Origin of the sequence: Maribellus mangrovi, from assembly GCF_037646455.1 — a bacterium.
GTDB lineage: Bacteria > Bacteroidota > Bacteroidia > Bacteroidales > Prolixibacteraceae > Draconibacterium > Draconibacterium mangrovi_A.
Genome location: NZ_JBBIXN010000001.1, coordinates 430,776 through 450,925, shown reverse-complemented (window position 1 = coordinate 450,925; position 20,150 = coordinate 430,776). Strand labels below are relative to the sequence as shown.

At 39.1% G+C, this 20,150-nt stretch carries 13 protein-coding genes; 6 read left to right on the top strand and 7 right to left on the bottom strand.

Features of this window, described 5'->3' with window-relative positions; all coding sequences use genetic code 11:
- Positions 1 to 53: 53 nt before the first annotated feature.
- A complete protein-coding gene (locus WFY05_RS01610; protein WP_340110969.1) occupies positions 54 to 806 on the top strand; it encodes a hypothetical protein in 753 nt (250 codons plus the stop codon).
- A gap of 258 nt (positions 807 to 1,064) precedes the next feature.
- Here WFY05_RS01610 and WFY05_RS01605 read toward each other — a convergent pair whose 3' ends face one another.
- A complete protein-coding gene (locus tag WFY05_RS01605) occupies positions 1,065 to 5,273 on the bottom strand; it encodes an acyl-CoA dehydratase activase (RefSeq protein WP_340110968.1) in 4,209 nt (1,402 codons plus the stop codon).
- Between the two features lie 273 nt (positions 5,274 to 5,546).
- Complete coding sequence (locus tag WFY05_RS01600; protein WP_340110967.1) at positions 5,547 to 6,203, bottom strand: hypothetical protein; 657 nt, start codon at positions 6,201 to 6,203, stop codon at positions 5,547 to 5,549.
- A 514-nt stretch (positions 6,204 to 6,717) separates the two neighbouring features.
- Here WFY05_RS01600 and WFY05_RS01595 point away from each other — a divergent pair.
- A complete protein-coding gene (locus WFY05_RS01595) occupies positions 6,718 to 10,029 on the top strand; it encodes an arabinofuranosidase catalytic domain-containing protein (RefSeq protein WP_340110966.1) in 3,312 nt (1,103 codons plus the stop codon).
- A 126-nt stretch (positions 10,030 to 10,155) separates the two neighbouring features.
- Here the strand turns inward: WFY05_RS01595 and WFY05_RS01590 are convergent, their stop codons facing one another.
- From WFY05_RS01590 to WFY05_RS01580, 3 genes are all read right to left on the bottom strand, one after another.
- On the bottom strand, positions 10,156 to 11,046 hold the full coding sequence (locus WFY05_RS01590) for a hypothetical protein (RefSeq protein WP_340110965.1): 891 nt from the start codon (positions 11,044 to 11,046) through the stop codon (positions 10,156 to 10,158).
- A gap of 202 nt (positions 11,047 to 11,248) precedes the next feature.
- Positions 11,249 to 11,710 carry a lipocalin/fatty acid-binding family protein gene (locus WFY05_RS01585; protein WP_340110964.1) on the bottom strand — a complete coding sequence of 154 codons (462 nt, stop codon included), beginning with the start codon at positions 11,708 to 11,710 and terminating at the stop codon, positions 11,249 to 11,251.
- 365 nt (positions 11,711 to 12,075) lie between these two features.
- Positions 12,076 to 12,444, bottom strand: a complete 369-nt coding sequence (locus tag WFY05_RS01580) for a hypothetical protein (RefSeq protein WP_340110963.1) — start codon at positions 12,442 to 12,444, stop codon at positions 12,076 to 12,078.
- 366 nt (positions 12,445 to 12,810) lie between these two features.
- Between WFY05_RS01580 and WFY05_RS01575 the strand changes: the two genes are divergently transcribed.
- The gene (locus WFY05_RS01575; RefSeq protein WP_340110962.1) at positions 12,811 to 14,121 is read left to right on the top strand and encodes a lipase/acyltransferase domain-containing protein; all 1,311 of its coding nucleotides are present in this window, start codon (positions 12,811 to 12,813) and stop codon (positions 14,119 to 14,121) included.
- A gap of 58 nt (positions 14,122 to 14,179) precedes the next feature.
- Here the strand turns inward: WFY05_RS01575 and WFY05_RS01570 are convergent, their stop codons facing one another.
- Positions 14,180 to 14,734, bottom strand: coding sequence for a YqaA family protein (locus tag WFY05_RS01570; RefSeq protein WP_340110961.1), 555 nt, complete (start codon positions 14,732 to 14,734; stop codon positions 14,180 to 14,182).
- A gap of 344 nt (positions 14,735 to 15,078) precedes the next feature.
- Positions 15,079 to 15,933 (bottom strand): DUF4382 domain-containing protein, encoded by an 855-nt coding sequence (locus WFY05_RS01565; RefSeq protein ID WP_340110960.1) that lies wholly within the window; start codon positions 15,931 to 15,933, stop codon positions 15,079 to 15,081.
- 143 nt (positions 15,934 to 16,076) lie between these two features.
- Here WFY05_RS01565 and WFY05_RS01560 point away from each other — a divergent pair, with 143 nt between their 5' ends.
- The 3 genes from WFY05_RS01560 to WFY05_RS01550 are packed head-to-tail and all read left to right on the top strand — an operon-like array spanning position 16,077 to position 20,073.
- Positions 16,077 to 16,601: an RNA polymerase sigma factor gene (locus WFY05_RS01560; RefSeq protein ID WP_340110959.1), complete on the top strand. Its 525-nt coding sequence runs from the start codon at positions 16,077 to 16,079 to the stop codon at positions 16,599 to 16,601.
- Positions 16,602 to 16,652: 51 nt separating this feature from the next.
- A complete protein-coding gene (locus WFY05_RS01555) occupies positions 16,653 to 17,570 on the top strand; it encodes a FecR family protein (protein WP_340110958.1) in 918 nt (305 codons plus the stop codon).
- Positions 17,557 to 20,073 carry a TonB-dependent receptor gene (locus WFY05_RS01550; protein ID WP_340110957.1) on the top strand — a complete coding sequence of 839 codons (2,517 nt, stop codon included), beginning with the start codon at positions 17,557 to 17,559 and terminating at the stop codon, positions 20,071 to 20,073. Before WFY05_RS01555 ends, WFY05_RS01550 begins: the two co-directional genes overlap by 14 nt.
- The last annotated feature ends 77 nt before the right edge of the window (positions 20,074 to 20,150 follow it).

Genomic DNA, 20,150 nt, shown 5'->3' with positions numbered 1-20,150 from the left:
GATAGAAGCATTCTTTATAATTTTGAAGGAGAGAATTTTAAGTGATTATGGGAATGCCGAATCAGAAGCTATCCGATTCTTTATTGAACACTCCACCATCCAGGAGTAAAAATGTATTTACGGATACATGGCATTTTCTTATTCATTCACCTACCAAAAAAACACTAGTAAAAACCGATTCGGAAGAAAAGCGCCAGGAATATAATAAACGTGTTTTGCAAAGAATAGGGGTGGATATCGATAAAAATAATATTCTTAATATTCATCAGATAGGCGTGAATGCGCCCGTAAGTTATGTTTTCAACGAACTCTTAAACTGGAATGGTGATTCAACCTGCTGGCCAAATCACGTGGCACAGGTGGAGCGTATTGATAATCAACTTGAACAAATTAGAATCCTGCCTTTTGGTTGGTCAAAATATCCTTTTCGTTTTATGAAAAGTATTTTTGGTTTGCATATTATTCCTTTGTTTTATCTTAAATCGATCCGTTTCAAGAAAGTTCCCGATCCTTTTGATTTTGATAATGCTCGTTATCTTTTATATCGCTGCAGTGGCGGATATCCGATTGGAATATTTGCAATGTATGTGCGTTCTTCCATTGAGGAAATGGGGGAGATTGCATCTTCGCAACTGGTTTTTGCAGTCAGTTTCAATTTTTATGGAAATGAAAAACAGAGAGGCAGGTTGGTCAATAAAGTATGGGAAGCATTACACAATAGAGTTACTTCAAATGTGTTAAACCGTATAAGACAGCTTAGTGAGTGGCGTATTGAAAAAATGAAAAGGCAGTTTGAGAAATTGTAATTCAAAATCACTATGGTTAAATCCAATTAATTGTAATTACTATAAAATTCATTAAGTCTGTAAACATTATATTTAATTTAAATAAAAGATGTCAACTCAAGCCAAAATTTTACAAATTAGGTTGCAACTTCTCCCGAGAGCTCGGGATCAGGGGAGCAAAAAAAAGAGTTCAAAGCTGGCACTTTTTTTTCTGCTATATTGAAACAAAATCCTAACTAACTGCGAAGAGTTCCAACGAATAGTATTAAAATAACCACCTTATTTTTCTGCGTTTGCATACTTAATAAAAGGAATGATGTCTTCATTCTTTATCGAACTTGTGCCGTCGTACTCGATAGTAACAATTGGAATTCCAGTTACTTTTTCCATTTTTGATGTCATGGCTTCAGTTACAAGAGACGGGCAGCAGTAGGATGGATTGGTTTGGACGAATACCGCAATATCCGGATAGTACTCTATTAAATGGATTATTTTAAGTGCGTTCTCAAATGATTCACCATTGTAAGAGTTGTTAAGGTTGAATGCTTTTAGTTTTGCTTTGTATGATTTAAGCGGTTTTGAAATCGGTTCGTGTAATATCTCATTAAAAAGTTTTAGGTATTTTTCTTCCAATTGTGTGGCTATTGTAAGTAGGAAATATCGTAATGAAGATTTCATGTAAAAACCTTCTTTTATCAAACGGTCATTCGAGGCATGAGCTATTATTTTTAAATACTCACTGTATGGAGTTGTGATGGCTTCTCCTCCATTTTTTTCAATGGTCAGAATAAGATTCTGATTAAACACATCGTTGTCGCGTGCATACAAGTCGCCGAAAATGGCCACTTTCGGACGCTGTTCTTTTTTTATTTCAACGGCTTTACTCCATTTAATAACTTGTTTCAGTGCCTCCAATTTCGAGGTCCCTTCCAGAAAAGTTTTATACAGAAGTTTCATCGATTTTCTCACCAGGTCATCAGTTTGGCCTTTTTGTATTTCGTATGGCCTTAATTTGCATTCAATTTTACGGATAAAACCCCCGAACAGAAAAGCCAGGTAGGCATTAATACTTGTATTTATTGAAAAATCGGCAAAGATAATTCGACCGCGGTACATTCGTATTTTTTGTATTTCATCCTTCCGCTCTTTTAGGACTTTCGACATATAATTGATAAACATTCCCAGGTTGCAGGAAACTGGAGATTCAATCATCCACAAAACTGTATTTGTAGGATCGAGTTTATATTTATCGATATAATCGATTGCATTTTGGATGATAATATTTAGCGGTAAACACTGACCAGTATTCGAGTTCAGGCTTTTTTTAATCGACTCTTCTGTGTCAAAAAGCGTATGGGCTTCAATTCCTGTTCGACGTAAATGGGCTTCAATCAGTTTTGAGGCATATTCGCCCAAAGATGGCATAAGTAAATTTTTTCCTTTTAATTCAGATGCATTGCTTATTGAATTGTAGGTCGAATTTAAGTTTATGTTGCCAGTCAATTTTTTCGTTGATTGAAAATGATTTTGAAAAGAACGGATCGCTGCTTCAATACGTGTTTCGTAACCTACATTCGAATCGTATTCATCCAGTTGTAAGACCAAATAAGGTTTCCCATAAAAATCCATTATTTGTTTGAAATATTCAATAATAAACGAATCGGGTGAACATTTAAAAGAAGAAATAAATACAGGGAACAAATCTTTGGTTTGAGCAACATAGTCGGCAGCAGTTAGAATTGCGGCTGCAAATTTCCATTTTGTAGAACTTAAAATTTCTTCGAGACTTTCGATACTGTTTTCATCTACATTCAGCATATTCTGGAAAAAGGTTTTTACTCCTTTTTTTGCAAAAATCTCAGGAATATTATTATTCATAACAGGCGAAAGTACCGTGTATGGCCTTCCCAGTAAAACCACTTTCAGTTTGTTGTCTGTTGCAGCAATAGGATGAAATTTATTTTTCCATTCTTTTAACCGATCCTGTTTTTCCTTTTTTGCTTTGCTAAAGGCGTTTGAAATATCAAGCAGGTTAAATCCATCTAATCCTGCATTTTTAAGCGACTGGTATAACTCATTTTTCAATAACAATTCGTTTTGAAGAGAGAAAAGCAGGGGATTGATCAATTTATTCTGTTTTGCAATTTCATCAATCGACGCAACAATAGGCGGTGCATATTGACTGTAGTAACAATATTGACGCCGCCGCGTTTTCGATTTTTGTCGTTCTTCAAGATAGGTTGGCAGAAAAATGTAATCGGCTTTATCGAGAAGGTATTTTACATGCCCTTGAATGGCAGTCATTGGGGCACAGAACTCAGCGCCGGAAATACGTTTTCCGGTTTTTACTGCATCCTTAAAATCGGAACTGGTTATAGTTTTAAAATGTAATAAATCGAAAAAACGCTGCCACATCAACAAGTCTTCAAAAAGATATAAGCCGGCCGGAATTCCGATGGTAATCTGCGACTTTTCTTTAGTGGATACCTTAAATTTGAAATTTTTGTTGTACTCTTTACAAAGGTTAAAATTGGATGTATTGTTATCGACGAATTTCTGGGAGTTATAATCTCTTCCACACAAAAAACCGTAAACTTCTTTCTCCCCTTCTACATCAGCAATTTTATATTTGCAGTGGTTGGTGCAGATGTTGCAGATTTCGGTTCGAACCGTTATATCGTTTTTGTAAAGAGTGATTCCTTTAAATTTTGTTTTATAGATCTTTTTATCGAACAGTTCAAGCGCAACTCCTAAAGCACCAGTTAAATGGCAATATTTCGACACCAAAATCGGTTTGTTTAATTTTTGCTCAAATGCGGCTACCAGTGCCTGGTTTTTAGCCGTTGCACCCTGAAAGAAAATCTTATTTCCGATATTTTTTACAACAGCAACTTTTGAAAGATAATTTTCGCGAACTGAATGCAAAACCGATGCTAATATTTCGTTGGTACTGTAATTTTCGTTGAGGTAATGATTTAGGTCGCGCTCCATAAAAACGGTACAACGGTCGCTTGCCATTGGCGAAGCTGTATGCATTGCTTTTCCTGAATATTCGCTTAAACTCACACCCAGTTTTTTCGCCTGCTCTTCAATAAAACTTCCGGTGCCGGCAGCACAAACATTATTCATTACCGAAAAAGTAACACTTCCCTTACTCAAAGTTGTAAATTTTGCATCCTGCCCCCCAATTTCAATAATAGTATCAACATCAGGATCCAGCTCAACAGCAGCCCTGGCATGTGCTGTAATTTCATCAGGAATAATATCGGCACCGATAATTTTACCGACAAACTTTCGGCCCGAACCGGTTGTTCCCGATCCTAAAATATTTAATTGAATGTTTTTTAGCTGAATTATGTTCTGAATTGCTTCGAAAATAATACGAACAGCAATTACCGGCTGCCCGGAAGTTCGGGTGTAAAAACCGGCCAGGACATTTTTGTTTTTATCTGTCAGAATGGCTTTGGTGCTTGTTGAACCGATATCAATACCCAAAAGAACATCATATACCTGATCTTTTAATTCAGTATAAATGTCAACTTCAACTTTCGGAGCATGTTTTACAATTTTCGGTTCATAGTTGTATGCTTCGAATGAGGTGAAATCAGGATAAGCGGATAACTCAAGTTTTAGCGGTTTGTGGAAATAGGTTTTTCCCTTTTTATCTTCTAGAAGAATATCGCCGGGCGCGTTAAAATTAAAACCAAGTGGTTTCTTTTTATCATCGATAAGATTTATTGCTGCTCCAATTGCACCATAAAGATGAGAATGTTGTCCAATTACCGGTTTAATTCCAATAAGCTTCTCAATATGGCCGGCAACAGCTTTATTCAATGATACTCCGCCGGCAAAAATCATTGGCTGGTTTATGCTTCCGGGGCTAAATAATGTGTCCACAATATTTTTTGCCAACCCGTAACACAACCCGTCACATATTTCAGGAAGAGAGTATCCTTCCTGCTGTGTATGAATAAGATCTGTTTTTGCAAAAACAGAGCATCTCGATGCAATTTTTGGAAAGTCCCCTTTATTAGAGTTGGCCAGGTCGCAAAAATTGGAAATACTATCGAGGTTTAAGCGTCGCGATTGCTGATCTAAAAAACTACCGGTCCCGGCCGCACACGATGAGTTCCCTTTAAATTTTCTGTATTGTTGCTTGTCATCAAACGTAACAAGGCCAAATTTTTCACCGCCCACTATTAAAATGGAACCAACGTTTTTGTGTAATGATTTTGCTGCTGTAATGTAGGTTATGCGATTGTCATAAACCGAAGTACTTCGAATATATGTTGGGGTTGACGATGTAGTTGCTATTCCATAAATATTTTCCAGGTTAATTCCCGAAAGCAATTCGATTAATTTATTGGCAATTTTACCGTCATGATAATCGTAGGCTGTATCAATTATTTTCTTTTTATGATTAAGAATAATGACAGATATAGCAACTGAACCCACATCAATCCCTAAATATTTTTTTTTAACGTCCATCGTTCATTTTTTTAAATATGGATCGTTTTTTATGCTTAGAACAAATTTACTGATATGTAATAACTAAAAGAAAATAACTGGATGCATTAATTATTAAAGATTTGATGCAATTTACACTAAACTTTCAAAAGTTAGGTTGCTTATTCTCCCGAGCACTCGAGATCAAGGGAGAAAAAAGTCATTCGTATATGTTCGCCTGATTTTAGACCAAATATTTAAGGAATCGCTCTTTTAGGGACATTAATCACTTTTATTAGCAAACGTAAAAGTACATTAGGAGGGCAGTGGACTACCAACAGGGATATCACAACGATGACCCGGCTGGCCATGTGGTGGATTTAACTTAACATTTGTACTTGCGGTAGCCGATAAAGGATCTCCAACCGGTATATCACAGCGATGCCCGGGTTGACCATGTGGTGGATTTTTGACAAGGGCTTTGTCAGACGCATAGTTTGTTGGTTGTGAGGTGTTTATTTTTTTAAGATTCTCGATAGTTGGACCAACGCGACCCGTTGACGGTAAAGTTGCATTGTTTCTTGTTGAAGTAACAGGTGTTTCCGAAGACTTTTTTGTGGTCTGATCGGTTGTATTAGGTTTCGAAGAATCTAATGGCGCACCTACCGCAATATCACATCTGTGACCAGGTTCACCGTGTGGCGGATTTAATTTAACCTGTGATTCTGTTGCTTCACTCAGTTCAGATTCCCTGATATCGGGGCTTTGAATAATTGTCTCAGTGGCCATATTTTCTTCACTGGCTGTTTTATTTATTTCCAAAAGAAGATCCGAAGTTGACTCAATAGCTGATGTTTCGCTTTGAGAGTCACTTTTGTTTGTGGGCGCGCATGCTGCTAAAGAATACAGAACAAGTATTAAAATAAAGAATCGGGAAGAAATTATTTTGAAAGGATTGTAATGTTGTTTCATGATAAAGCATTTATTTTTTTGTGGTCGTTTAAAGAACTTCTTTTGTAAAAGCATTATGATTGAAACACTTATTTTTTGTAATAAGTTCAATAAAACGATTGATTTCGGAGCTCAATTTTTCATTGAACTCATATTGTTTTGAAATGAATCAGCTTTGAGATTTGATAAAACTTGACCGGTGAGGATTGATTGCTACATAACTGTTTAAACTAACCCACTGGCAGTTGTTCCGCCAAGAATTGCATTTAATGCTGTTGCAAAACTCCTAAAGAAATATTGACTATTAATAATTTACCGCTAAATTTAAAAGCAATATTTCGATACATAAAAATCAGAACTAAAAACCTAACCAACTAATGATGAACATAAAAGACAAGATTTATAAAACTATTGGCTTTCCACCTTATTTTAATATTCCTCAAAAAACCATTAAACAAAGTGTCGAACTGTAGAATCCTGCAATACAATTATTTAACCGAATAAATTCTCATTTAAAAAATAGGAGAATAAACTTATGAAAAGAAAGAACTTAATATCGATTGTAATGATTTTGTCTCTGTTATTTCCTGCTTTGCTTATGGCACAGTCGGGAGATGAGGCAGCTTTGATTCCTCCCAGACCGGAAGGACCGTGCGATATATACACGGAAAATGATTGTCCTTGCGTAGCGGCACACAGTACAACGCGTGCATTGTATGCCTCATACAACGGTCCATTATACCAGATCATGCGCCAGTCGGATGGAAAAACCCTCGACATTGGAGTGGTGCAAGCCAGTGAAGGAGATCCGGGCGGTTATGCTGATGCAGCGGCTCAGGATGAATTTTGCAAAGATACCTATGCCTGGATAACCATACTTTACGACCAGTCGGGGAACGGGAATCACCTGATCCAGGCACCTCGTGGAGGTACAGGAAGACCTACTGCAATGGGTGGTTTTAACAGTCTGCCAATGGCAGATATGGCTCCGGTTACTGTAATGGGCCATAAGGTTTATGGTATTTTTATCGAACCTGGCATGGGACTTCGTCAGAATGACCCGAAAGGAACTGCCGTGGATGATCAGGCAGAAGGTCAGTACTGGGTAATCAACGGCCATCATTACAACAACGGTTGCTGTTACGATTACGGTAATGCCGAGATCGACAGCCGCGATGATGGTGACGGGACTATGGAAACAACCTATTATGGTAATGCTACTGCATGGTATCACGGGCAACCACCCGGTCCATGGATTATGACCGACCAGGAGAACAACCTTGTGGGTGGTGTTAATGAATCACCAAACGATAAATACTTACCCGACCTGCCCAGTATCTCCTGGCGTTTTGTGACGGCAACTGCCGACGGCGAACCTCACCACTGGCGATCAATGGGAGGTGATGCTCAGGGGGGCGACCTTGAGGTTATGTTTGATGGCCCGCGCATTATCAACGACAGAAGCAGCTATGATCCGATGCGTAAACAGGGAGCTATACTTTTAGGAAACGGAGGCGATAACAGCAATGCTTCGCAAGGAACTTTCTACGAAGCAGCAATGACAGCTCCCGGAACATTCCCTACAGATGAAACGAACCAAAAAATTCAGGATAATATTGTAGCCGCCGGTTATGATGTATCTCCGGTAAGTATTGCGCCTGCATCGGCTACCGACACTCCACCCGGACTGCAAACCTTCTCACCGGGTTCTACGCAAAACACCACGGTTACTTTTACCAACACCACAGGAGCTTCTGTAGCACAGGTGCAATTGAGTATTGCTGTTCCAAAAGGTTGGAAATCGGTGGTTCTGAATTCCGGTGAATCGATACAGGAATTCACTGAACCAATTGCCCCGGGGGAACAAGTGAGCACCACGTTCTCAGTGACTTCAGGAACAAACTCTTTTAATGGAGATATTGTGGGCATTGCATCGTGGACTTCTACCGAAAATGGTAAAATCCAAACTGAAACAATGGTAGAGAAAGTACGAAATGTAAGTCCGATAAAAATAAATGAATTCCGCATTAGTGATGGTTCAAATACCACCAATTCATTCATCGAACTTTATAATAACAGCGACAATACTGTCGATATTTCGGACTGGAGCCTGACCCAACATGCAACTCAGCTTCCTGTTTTTTCAAGCATTAAAGTTCCTGCAAAAACAACACTTGGCCCTCGAAGCTTTTACCTTTTGGGACTTTCGAACTCTGGACTAGCAGTTCCTGCCCTTAAGGGAGAATCAATCCTTTATGTGAGGAATGCAAAAGGCATGAATGCAGGTGATGAAATTACAATAGGTAGCGGAACTTCTGCCGAGACGCATAAAATTGCGGAAGTTACAGTGCCAACGGAGCCGGAAGATAATTCGCCTTTTGCCAGATTCAGAAGGGGAACTCCCGGTTTAACAACCATTTGGCAACCTCTTCCCGAGGGGCCGGTGATTACTTTCCCTGCCGGATCGAACAGTATTTCTGTTGCCAGTGTTGATGGATTTGAGGTGGGACAGAAAATGGCCATTGGTTATGGCGCCACCTATCCTGTGGCAACACAATCGATCGAGAAATACGAGGTAGTTACCATTACCGAAGTTGGCAAACCCGGAACGCAAGCATGGTTATCGATGGATGCAAAAGCCGGCGATACGAACATAAAAGTGTCATCAGTGGAAAACATTTCAGTTGGCGACAAAATCAGACTGGATATCGAGAGCGAAGGCCATGGTATTGAATGGGTAACAGTGAAAAGTGTGGGTACAAAATCATCGCGCAGTACCTTTATGGGGCCGTTGACCGATGAAGATGATCCGGGAACAGGACTTGATCTGGAAGAACCACTGAAGTTCGATCACTCGTCGAATCTACCCTTTAGTGTTTGGGGAACCGGAATCAGCTTCGAACCGGCATGCCAGTTCGACCATTCAAGCAATGAGCCAGTTCTTGCTCTTGGTAATGTAATTACTTTGGACAAATCATTGTCTAAGAATCACGAGATAGATGAGGTTGTTTACGATGCCAATGTGAAAACTGAGGGTTATCAGGATGCACAAGCTCCCGACCAATGGTTTGGAGGGCCTGCACTTTCATCGAATGCCGGGAATATTGTATTGCGCGATGCAGACGACAATGTGGTTGATGGCCTTAATTATGGTGCGATTGTCGATCCGTGGCTGGCTGAAGGGTACCAGGGACGATCGGGAACAAATGAGTTTGGGTGTTTTGCAGCCACACCGGCCGCAAGAAGCCGCTTTTGGTGGAGAATGGATCCCAATTCATCACCTAATATTAGCACGGGTCGTTTTCCGGATGGAACCGATCACGATAGCAATAGCAGCGATTTTGTGATGCAAAAAACAATGTCGCTGGCAACCGCTTCCGAAGCCGGATCAAACAACATTAAAATTTCAAGCGCTGATGATTTTAATATTGGACAAAAGGTTGTTGTGGGCTCCGGTGCAAACAGCGAGACTGCTGTTATAGCTTTAATAGGTTCAACCGGTGGAACAACCGTTAGTAAGGCCATTGAAAAAGGTGTTGATGTTATTCCGGTGGAAGATGTGAGTGGTTTTTCTGAAGGCCAGACGATAAACATAAAAGATGGTGAAAATGAAGAAATTGCGGTAATTGCTTCAATTACAGTTGCCCGCCGTCGGTTTGGGCGCCGAAATAACGACGATCCCGGAAATTCTATTACTGTAACTAAACCGTTGGCAAAATCCTACAACGAAGGAACAATAGTTGCAGGAAGTGGAATCACTTTTGCAGAGCCATTGGCGAAAGCACATGAAAATGGTACAACGGTAGCCAGCAACGTTCCAACACCTGGTCAGCCAAATCAGTTTTAAAATAATTTATTGAATGAATAGCAGGAGGTTTCTTATTTTAGAGACCTCCTTTTTTATGCTCATTTATTCTATTCTGAAATACGGGACTGGTGAAACAGTAATATAGATTGGTTTAAGAGAAAGATCCTATTGCCACATCGGATCATCCGGAATTTGCCCCGATCTAATCTCTTCCTTCCATTTTTCCAACATATCAATTTTTCGTTGATTTGCTGCCATCTTTCTGGTATCGCTAGGTTTAGTGGTTTCTGGATTTGCCCAAATATTGGCAACATTGTCCAAAAAAATTAAGATAATGTCTTTCTCCCCGTATTCAAGAAGTTCTTTGGCAAGAATAAATGATGGCCCGAAAAAGCTCAAATCAGAACCTTCGAGATCCTCAACAGATTTAAGTAAATATTCTTTTGCCCTGGGTATATCTTTTTCTCTCAAGGCTACACAACCCAGCAAAGTTTTAGCCTGATTTTCTGTAATGCCATAATTGAATAATTCAGAATCGGTATTGTTAGCGAGCATATCTTGTGCACTTTGTTTAGCCAAATCAAGATTTCCAGCACTTAAAGCAGCAAAGGCAATTTTCTCTTTCAGTGTAAGCAGGTATATTTTATGTACTTTATTTATACTGTCATTATCATTAGGTAAACTAACATTTTCAAACGTTTCCAGCGATTCCGAGAGATATTTGAGCGCATTTTCAAATAACAATCTCTTTTCATCTTCGTTCTCTAGTTGTCTCGCATTATATCGTTCAGATGCAAAGTGCATATTAATCATATCAATCCAGATAAAACTCTCTGGTCTCTTCTTTTGGGCCTTAATGAAAAATGAGATGTCGTTATCGCGTAAAAATGTAAAACGAAATGTTGGATCTTCACTTTCCAGTTTTTTCTCTAATTCAGCGAATTCATCATCACTTAAATTAATCGTTGTATCAATCGGAATTGATTCACTTCCGAATGTCTGTGTTTTCAGAGATAAAAAGAACAAAAGAAAAACAACGGAGATTATCATTCTCATAATTGTTGATTTTTGGTGTACTAATCAAGTTACGAAAAGTTCTTCGTCATATAACAGAAAAATGTTTCAATTCAGGATACAAGGTTTTGCGTTAAGGAGCAGGAGAGGAGCAACGAAAAAGAGGTCGTCAAAACTGACAACCTCTTTTTTTTGCAACCTTGGAAAAGCTGCAAACAATGATATACAAATTTTAATCACTAATTTATTTTTTGTCAAAAACCTGCGTTTCCTCCAAATCTCCATACGATGAGGAAGCTTTGGACTGGATGACCATGGCGCCGTCTTTCATCGAAAATATTTCGGTAACGGTCATGGTTTCTCCTTGCATCGGTATTTTTGACGTAACGGTCAGCGATTTTTTCTCTCCGTCCCAAACGGCTTTCGATTTTTTCTCGGTGTCCATAAATCCTTTATTCACACATTCTTTCCCGTCGAGGGTATACTTGTCGGTTGAAGTAAATTCGTTTCCCTGGAATTCCGAGTGTTTTTCAACACTTATGTCGTTGCCCTTCTGTGCAACAACAATAGTTTTCGGAGCCATACTAAATTGTTCTCCCAATTTACTTTTTGAATTGTTCAATTTCCAGGTTCCCGAGAAATCGGTTTGTGCGAAAAGTGAAATGCTGCAACATAATGCAACGGCTAAAAAGAATAATTTCTTCATGATGATAGTTTTTACGGTTAAGTTTATTGCTTTTTGACATTCGAATTATGCATTGGTTTAATGCAGTTTCTGAATATATTCTTATAATTTAATTACATCGAATGTCAGAATTCATAAATATATATAGAACTGTATAGTGTACATAATCAGAGATACAAAACTCTGTGGACAACTTTGAGAAGACGGTTTGCAAATTTTCCTGATTTCGAAATTACTTATCTATCACTTACAGAAGATTTGGATAGTTTTGTCTGGAGGCCGCATGCTAAAGCGGCTATGAAACAATTGGTATAGTTACATATACAGAAAAGAAATCGTTACACAAGGATATCCCTGTGGTACGATGTGACAAATGAACTACAGATTTAAGCCGTTTTAAGTTTGTGTTCTGATTTAGTATTGAGGTAGCTTAGTGCCTCACCAAACGACTTCAGGTCTCTAATTGTTTCAACAATTTTGATCTTTGGATTTGGCTTGTCGATGGTTTCAGCAAACACCGGTAACATTTTTTTTGCACGATCCCTCGAAAAGATCTTGTCATTCTCGTAATCGTACGAAAACTCGGTGTGTCGTGCAAAAATGAATTCCAATCCCGAACGATCGAAGGCCACGTTGTAGAATCTCGAAAAAATCAGGTAGATGTTTCCATCAGGCATCCCATAAAAATGTGCGGGAGACGCAGATGGTAAGTAGGTTGTGCACGTTTTGTGCAACAGCTTGGCTCGTGGTTTCATACAGCTACATTTTAAGTGTTACAACAGTTTGTATCCCTTACTTTTATCAACCTGAACCTAAAAATTGTTAGAATAAGCGTCCTATTACTATAATATTCCGAAAATCGGTAAAAGGTAACCTATAGTTATATAGATTGGAACAATATTTATGAATAGTCAGAAATTATAAATCTTTAATTCCGTGAGTTTATGCAGTTCTGAGAAGAAGTAGCTTACAAAAGAAATGCAGGAAGAAGTTCATCAGTGACCCGGATCGTGAAAAAATAGTGTTAACTTGTAAGTAAGATTTTGGTATTGGTGCAGAAAACTTCTCAAATGTGGAAAGCTGCGGAAACATGATTAATTCAACATTTAAATTCATTTATCATGAGTAAACTAGTCGATCCGGTTATTGTAGTACCTGGAATAACAGCAAGCAGTTTGAAGGATGAATACGATATTGACCACGATAAAGTGTGGGGAGTAATACGCAAAAATTATGAACGGGTAGTGTTGCACCCTGATAACTTTAAGTACGAAGCCACTGAACCGGCCAGAATAAGACCTTCCGAAATTTTTGAAATAGCTTACAAGGAATTAATCGAGGAGCTGAGGTATAATTTAAAAGAGAAGGAAGAGGAGGTGGTTCCGGTTTATCCTTTTGCTTACGACTGGAGAATGCCTTTGGAAATCATTGAAGAAGAGTTTGATAAGTTTATTGAGGAGGTAGTAGAAAGAACCAAGTTAATGCGGCATTACGCTGAAAACGGATATGCCAACGATCCGAAGGTTAATCTCGTTGGTCATTCGATGGGGGGACTTGTAATTACCGGCTACCTCATTCGAAAATCGGCGAAAACAAAAGACAAACAAGTGCCGGTAAATAAAGTGATTACATTGGCCACTCCGTTTCAGGGCTCTTTTGAGTCTGTTATGAAAATTACTACTGGAAATGCAGAACTGGGAGCGAAACAGGGAAATTCAAGGGAGCGGGAAACCGCGCGATTAACTCCGGCATTATATTACCTGCTTCCGATGTTTCAGAAAGGCATTAACGTTGAAGACGGGATACCCGATTCGCTGTTCAACCCTGCTTCATGGCAAACTTCAATCATTGATTCAATAAGCGAATTCATCCGACTAAAAGGCCTTCCAACTCCCAATCATAAAAATAAAGCGCAGAAGATTTTTAAGAGTTTACTCAAGAACGCCGAAAGTCACGGGAAAGCCATTACTAAGTTTAATCTTACCGATGTTGGACTTGACGAAAAAAAATGGATGGCAGTTGTAGGAGTAAACTCAAAAACGAGGGTTAAACTAAATATTGTGACCAGAAATGGGGAAGTAGATTTCGATATTCGTTCAGATGACAGGGACAACCAGTGGGAGAATGCCAATCCTGAGAAACGGAGATTAACCGGCGACGGAACTGTTCCCTACGAAGGTGCCATTCCACCGTTCCTTAAAGAAGAAAATCTGATCTGTGTAACTACCGACGATTACGGTTATTGGGAATTCAGCGATAAAGCATTTTCAAAAATTGCCGGTTTTCATGGCATATTGCCAAATATGAATTTGATCCATCGATTAATTGTCCGGTTTCTGAAAGAACAGGATGATACACGTGGAAATACCTGGGGAAAAAGAGCGCCCGGTGTTCAAGACTGGAATCCGCCGCTGGATTTAAAGGAAGGGTAGATTTGGCTGAAATGTTTTGACAACGTTACACTTAGAATAAGCCAGTAGCATGTGCGTGCTAAAAAATCCCAAAAATAACCAAAGCGTAAATCACAAAGCGCATATAACGAAACAGCGACCACAACAGATAACTTTTAAAATCGTATTTAATCAGGCCCGAAGCAAGGCTTACAATGGAGTGGGGTACGGGCGACACGGCACCCACAAAAACAAAAATTCCTCCCCATTTGCGGAGATTAATGATGTGTTTTTGTATTTTGTTTTCAATCTGGTTTTTTATTGAGGGGATCATAAACAGTCGGGTACCCATAAAGTAAGCAAGTATTCCCCCTATGTACGATAAAGTAGCCAGTACAAACAGGCTCACCCAGGGAGTTTCCAGTTTCGATGCCCAGGCAATAAATATCTCCGGAGGTACCAGACCTAAAAATGTTTCGGACAAAAGAAATGAAGAATAAATTATTTTGGGCGTGTAGTTTACAACCAGGTTATTGAGCAGCAAATTAAAATCCAGGAAGAAGATTTCCAGGCTAATTAAAATCAACACAAAAACACCGGTTCCCGCACCTCCTTTATAAGCCGTATTTTTCAGAAACGAATAAAACCGGGTCATACGGTAGTATCGGTTCAATATTGATAATCGTCTGGGTGATAGACTGTAAAGCAAATTTTTTATCATTGTTTATTTATACCTGGCTTTTTTCGCATTAAAATGAGTTTATATAACAAGGTTGGGATTTAAAATGTTGTTGTTCACCCAAAAAATATTTAGAAGTTTGAATGAGCACTGGAAATGAAAATGCCGGGAATTTATTCCCGGCATTTCACGATACACTGAATCAATCAGTGTTGTGATCGAGCCAATAGCTCATTATAGTAACCCGAATTGATGATTCTACTTTATATTTTTTTTATTCTGAGTTCTCACAATTTTATCCCTTATCTACCACTAACTTTTTATTCAGAGTCAAGTTGCGCATCTAAAGTAGTGGTTTCCTTTGCTTTTATTTCAACATCCTCAATTGTTGTGGCAGCGTATCCGTCTTTTGCAAATTCAACTTCATAAACTCCCGCATCGATTCCTAAAATGACATATTTCCCGTTCTCTTTTGTAAATGAAGAGGTATAAACCGTATCGGCAGCAATTATCGAAACCTGTGCTCCTTCAATTGCGTTGTCATTTGCATCGGTAACGGTTCCTTTTAATTTTCCTGCTGCATTAGCGATCGTAGCCTTTACAACCGGATTAAAATTAAATCCCTTTATTCCTGCCGGTGTATTGGGATTACCCTGAACGACGAAAGATTTACTTACGTCGAAATCGAGCAACAACTCAGCATTCAATGCACTGTCCACTTCAATCGACGGATTGATTTTTACTTTGAGGCCGGATTGAGCCCCGCTCGGAATTTTAAGATCGAAAAGCGTCGAGTCCTTTAGTTTTACATACGCGTCAACCACTTGTAGCCTGATCTCCTTATAAAAACCCGATTCAATGGCTGTATCTGCCAGAATAGCGGTAACTCCATTAGTCAGGTCCAGCAGATTGAACGATTGTTCTTCTTCTGAAAATACAATAAAAGGAGGGCCTTGTTCGTCATCCATTTTATGAATTTCAATCTTATTGATCGTCACACTCGCTTCGGCAACCAGATCGGTAGGAAACGGAGCATCAGTCAGGCGAATAAGCAAATTACCAGATTTCGTGGGCGCAATTTCTTCGATCACATATTCTTCCTGGCAAGCAGTAAAAGCTGCAATCGCAATTGCAACAACACTGATCATTAAAATTTTAAACGATGGCTTTCTCATACCTTTATCAACTAAAAATTGTTTTCAATAACTGTGCTTTCGCAAATAAAACAGATGGATTTCTAAATCTCCTACCTGAATTGTTTGATTTTTTTTATAATCTTGCGTAAGAAGGAAGCATAAATCAGTGTAATTGATTGACAATGAGCCGAGAGAAGAGTGTTGAAAATGTTTGTAATGAAAAGGTCTTCAAAGATTTGTTCATGACGTACTCGAAAGATTTGCATGACTTCCTGTATTATAAGTTCGGCGAAAATAATGCACCGCAAGACATTGTTCAGGTAGCTTTTGAAAAGCTTTGGCAGAATTGTGACAAGGTTACGCCCGAAAAAGCAAAATCATATTTGTTTACGGTTGCTAATAATGAAATGCTCAATTCAATTTCGCGAAAGAAGACCGTACTCAGTTATCGCCAGCAGAACACGAAAGATTATACCAATGAATCCCCGGAGTTTTTATTGGAGGAGAAGGAATACAACGATCGTTTACAGAAAGCAATTGAAGAATTAAGCGAAGATCAGCGAGTAACATTTTTGCTTAACCGGATTGAAGGGAAAAAACACCAGGAAATAGCCGATATGTTAGGAATATCGCGCAAAGCAGTAGAAAAACGTATTTATACGGCTCTAAAGGTTTTAAAGGAAAAAGTGGAGCTTAAAAAGATTTAAGCATAATTGAGGTAGGAACTTAATGTATGAATCTGTTTATTAATTGAAGGCATGGATCGAAATGACAAAATAAGGAAGTGGCTGAAAGGCGAACTTACGGATTCCGAACGAAAGGATTTTGAAAGTTCTGATGAGTTTGCCGAGATGCGCCGGCTGATGGATGCCGTGAATAAGTTTGCAGCACCGCCTTATAATGCAGAAAAAGAATACCGGAAGTTCGAAGGAAAACACCTGAAAACAAATCGTGAAATTTCGCTTTATCAGCGAATAAGTCCGGTATTAAAGGTAGCTGCAGTTCTGGTTTTTGTTGTATTACTGGGGTACTTTGTTTTCGATAGGGGTAGCAATACAGGTAACGGCAACGGTTGGATTGCGGACCAAACTGAAATTTTTCTACCCGATTCATCTTTTGTTTTGTTGAATGCCGATTCACGCATCCGTTACAACAAATCGGGTTGGGAAAATGATCGAAAAGTAGAATTGCAGGGTGATGCATTTTTTACGGTAAAAAAGGGATCGCAGTTCAAAGTTAAAACCGGGCAGGGCACCGTTACTGTTTTAGGCACTGAATTCGAAGTAGAAGACCGGAAGAAATATTACGAAGTTATTTGTTACAGTGGTTCCGTTCAGGTGGTTACCGGGCAGCATTCAGTTGTTTTGGAGCCACAGTCGGCATTTCGAATAATCGACAATAAAGAAGATAATTACACTATTTCAAGCCAATCGGAACCGGAATGGTTAAGCGGCGAGAGCAGTTTTAAGAGTGTTCCTTTGCAATATGTTTTAAAGGAATTGGAAAGACAATACCAGGTATCGGTTAAGGCTGAAGGTGTTGATTTAAATCAGCTCTTTACAGGCAGTTTTTCGCACGAAAATCTTAATATTGCTTTGGAGTCGATAACATTTCCTGTTAATTTGGACTACCAGATTAATGGGAATAAAATAGTATTATCTTTTGAGGGCAAATAATTTCCTTCTTATCATTTACCTCCTTGTTTTTGTTAGTATTAAGTCTGTTGCTCAGCCTGTAAAACAAGAACCTCTTGAGCTTGTTCTACAACGCCTTGAGCTGCAATTCGATGTTGTATTTACCTTTGCCGATGAAAATTTAGAAGGGATCGAAGTGCAACTTTCTAACAATGATCAAAGCCTGGATTCGATTCTCGGAGAGTTGGAGAAACAAACCAACCTTGTCTTTAATCGTCTTGATTCACGTTATATCGCTATTCGACGAAAACCTCAGGTATTCCGGATATTCGGTGTAGTTCGTGATAACGATACAAAGGAACCTCTTGAAGGGGCCTACATTTATACCAACAGCCATTACACTCTAAGCGATAAAAACGGCTATTTTTCAATACAGGTGAATTTCACCACCGATTCTGTCGTTATTGCCCGACATACTGGATACAAACATTTTTACCTCGATAAAGAACAGTGGTTTGCAGATACGGTTGCAATTAATTTGGTGATGGATTTTCAGCAGATTGGCGAAGTTGTGATCAATTATATTGCCAAAGGATTGGTTAAATTGCCCGATGGATCGATTCAGATGAATGTGAGAAATCTTGAGGTTTTACCGGGGCTTGCCGAGCCCGATGTACTGCATACTGTTCAGGTGCTTCCTGGAATTCAGAGCATCAATGAAACAGTAGCCGATATCAACACGCGTGGCGGAACAAACGACCAAAGTCTGGTTTTGTGGGATGGCATTAAAATGTATCAAACCGGGCATTTTTTTGGTTTGATTTCGGCTTTCAATTCGCACTTGATTCAACAAACCAGAATTATAAAAAACGGGGCCAACGCCTGTTATGATGAGGGCATTTCGGGAATAATTGATATGAAACAGCAGGATTACCTGCTAAACCGATTTGAAACCACGGTAGGAGTAAACATGATTAGCGGCGACTTTATTGTAAAAGCCCCGGTAACCCAAAAAATTTCATTGATTCTGGGTGCCCGACATTCAATAAATAACCTGGTTTTAACGCCAACTTATAAGAGCTATTACGAACGAGCTTTTGAAGATACTGAGGTGGTTTTGAATCAGCAAAAATCTGATAAGCCGGTAGATCGCTTTCAGGATTTTTCATTTTATGATTTGAGTGGAAAACTGCTGTATGACTTTACGAAGAAAGACAAATTACGGCTTAGCTTTTTACACATTAACAACAACATCGAATACGAAGAATCTGCCTCTGTTGATGAGTTATTGCAAATCAGAAAAAGTTACCTGAAGCAGTCAAGTTTATTGTCGAATCTGAGGTATTCCCACTCGTGGAATGCGAATAATACTACCGAATTTGCCGCCTACATTTCTCATTACCTGCTGGATGGCCGTAATATTGCTGATCTTGAAAACGAGCAACATCTTCAGGAAAACGAAGTAACCGATTGGGGACTTAAGTTGGAATCGAAGCATGAAATTGCTCAGCGAATGTTGCTTTCCGGTGGTTATGGATTTAAGGAGGTCGGTATCAGGAACCTGGATAATATTCGTAATCCGGGATATTTCAGAGACGCAAAGGACGTACTTCGGATACACTCGGTGTATGCTGAGACTGAAAGCAAAAAACGTTTGGGGAATTTATACCTGCGTGCAGGATTGCGTGCCAGCTACTTTACCAAATTTGAGAAGTTTTCTTTTGAACCGGGTCTGGTTTTGAATTATAAATGGGGAGCGAATTTTTCGATGGAACTTTCAGCACAAAGTAAAAACCAGCACACAACCCAGCAGATCGATTATCAGACCGATTTTCTGGGTGTTGAAAAACGAAGGTGGGTACTTTCCAACGAGAGTAGTGTTCCTTTATTAAAGAGTAAACAACTTTCATTTGGAGTGCAGTACAATCGCAATAATTTTCTGGTGTCGCTTGAAGGGTATACAAAAAATGTAACGGGAATTATTACCTCAAGCCAAGGTTTTCAAAATCAGTATCAATCGGTTCATGCCATTGGCGATTATAATACGCAAGGCTTAGAACTTTTGGTGAACAAGCGATTTGCGCGTACCAACTTCTGGACCAACTATACACTGGCCAAAAACGATTATGAATTTCCGGATTTCAGTCCGTCGGTTTTTCCAAATAATTTTGATATCAGGCATTTGTTAGCTCTGGGAGGAAGCTATGTGATCCGGCAATTCGAAGTATCGGGTGGCTTTAATTTTCGCACAGGAAAACCGTATACCCAACCAGCTCAGGATAACCTGGATGATTACCGTGAAATTGTTTATGAAAGTCCCAATGAATCTCGGATTGATGACTATATCAGGTTTGACGTTTCAGCCAAATACAGGTTCACCTTTAAAAAGATGAAAGGAGAATTCGCATTTTCGGTGTGGAATGTTTTTGATCGCGATAATATCATCAACATTTATTACAGGAGTAATGACGATAACGAAATCGAGCAAATTACACAGCATGCACTTGGCATAACTCCAAATTTCAATCTTAGGCTAAGCTTTTAAATTAGACCAAACTTAGTTCATTCTATAATTTTTTCATAGAATAGGACTTACCTCGCTAGTTTCTGGTTTGAGAATTG

Excerpts from the sequence above, each read along its gene's own strand:
- WFY05_RS01610 (WP_340110969.1), top strand. The coding sequence starts at position 54 with ATGCCGAATCAGAAGCTATCCGATTCTTTATTGAACACTCCACCATCC.
- WFY05_RS01605 (WP_340110968.1), bottom strand. The coding sequence starts at position 5,273 with ATGGACGTTAAAAAAAAATATTTAGGGATTGATGTGGGTTCAGTTGCT.
- WFY05_RS01600 (WP_340110967.1), bottom strand. The coding sequence starts at position 6,203 with ATGAAACAACATTACAATCCTTTCAAAATAATTTCTTCCCGATTCTTT.
- WFY05_RS01595 (WP_340110966.1), top strand. The coding sequence starts at position 6,718 with ATGAAAAGAAAGAACTTAATATCGATTGTAATGATTTTGTCTCTGTTA.
- WFY05_RS01590 (WP_340110965.1), bottom strand. The coding sequence starts at position 11,046 with ATGAGAATGATAATCTCCGTTGTTTTTCTTTTGTTCTTTTTATCTCTG.
- WFY05_RS01585 (WP_340110964.1), bottom strand. The coding sequence starts at position 11,710 with ATGAAGAAATTATTCTTTTTAGCCGTTGCATTATGTTGCAGCATTTCA.
- WFY05_RS01580 (WP_340110963.1), bottom strand. The coding sequence starts at position 12,444 with ATGAAACCACGAGCCAAGCTGTTGCACAAAACGTGCACAACCTACTTA.
- WFY05_RS01575 (WP_340110962.1), top strand. The coding sequence starts at position 12,811 with ATGAGTAAACTAGTCGATCCGGTTATTGTAGTACCTGGAATAACAGCA.
- WFY05_RS01570 (WP_340110961.1), bottom strand. The coding sequence starts at position 14,734 with ATGACCCGGTTTTATTCGTTTCTGAAAAATACGGCTTATAAAGGAGGT.
- WFY05_RS01565 (WP_340110960.1), bottom strand. The coding sequence starts at position 15,933 with ATGAGAAAGCCATCGTTTAAAATTTTAATGATCAGTGTTGTTGCAATT.
- WFY05_RS01560 (WP_340110959.1), top strand. The coding sequence starts at position 16,077 with ATGAGCCGAGAGAAGAGTGTTGAAAATGTTTGTAATGAAAAGGTCTTC.
- WFY05_RS01555 (WP_340110958.1), top strand. The coding sequence starts at position 16,653 with ATGGATCGAAATGACAAAATAAGGAAGTGGCTGAAAGGCGAACTTACG.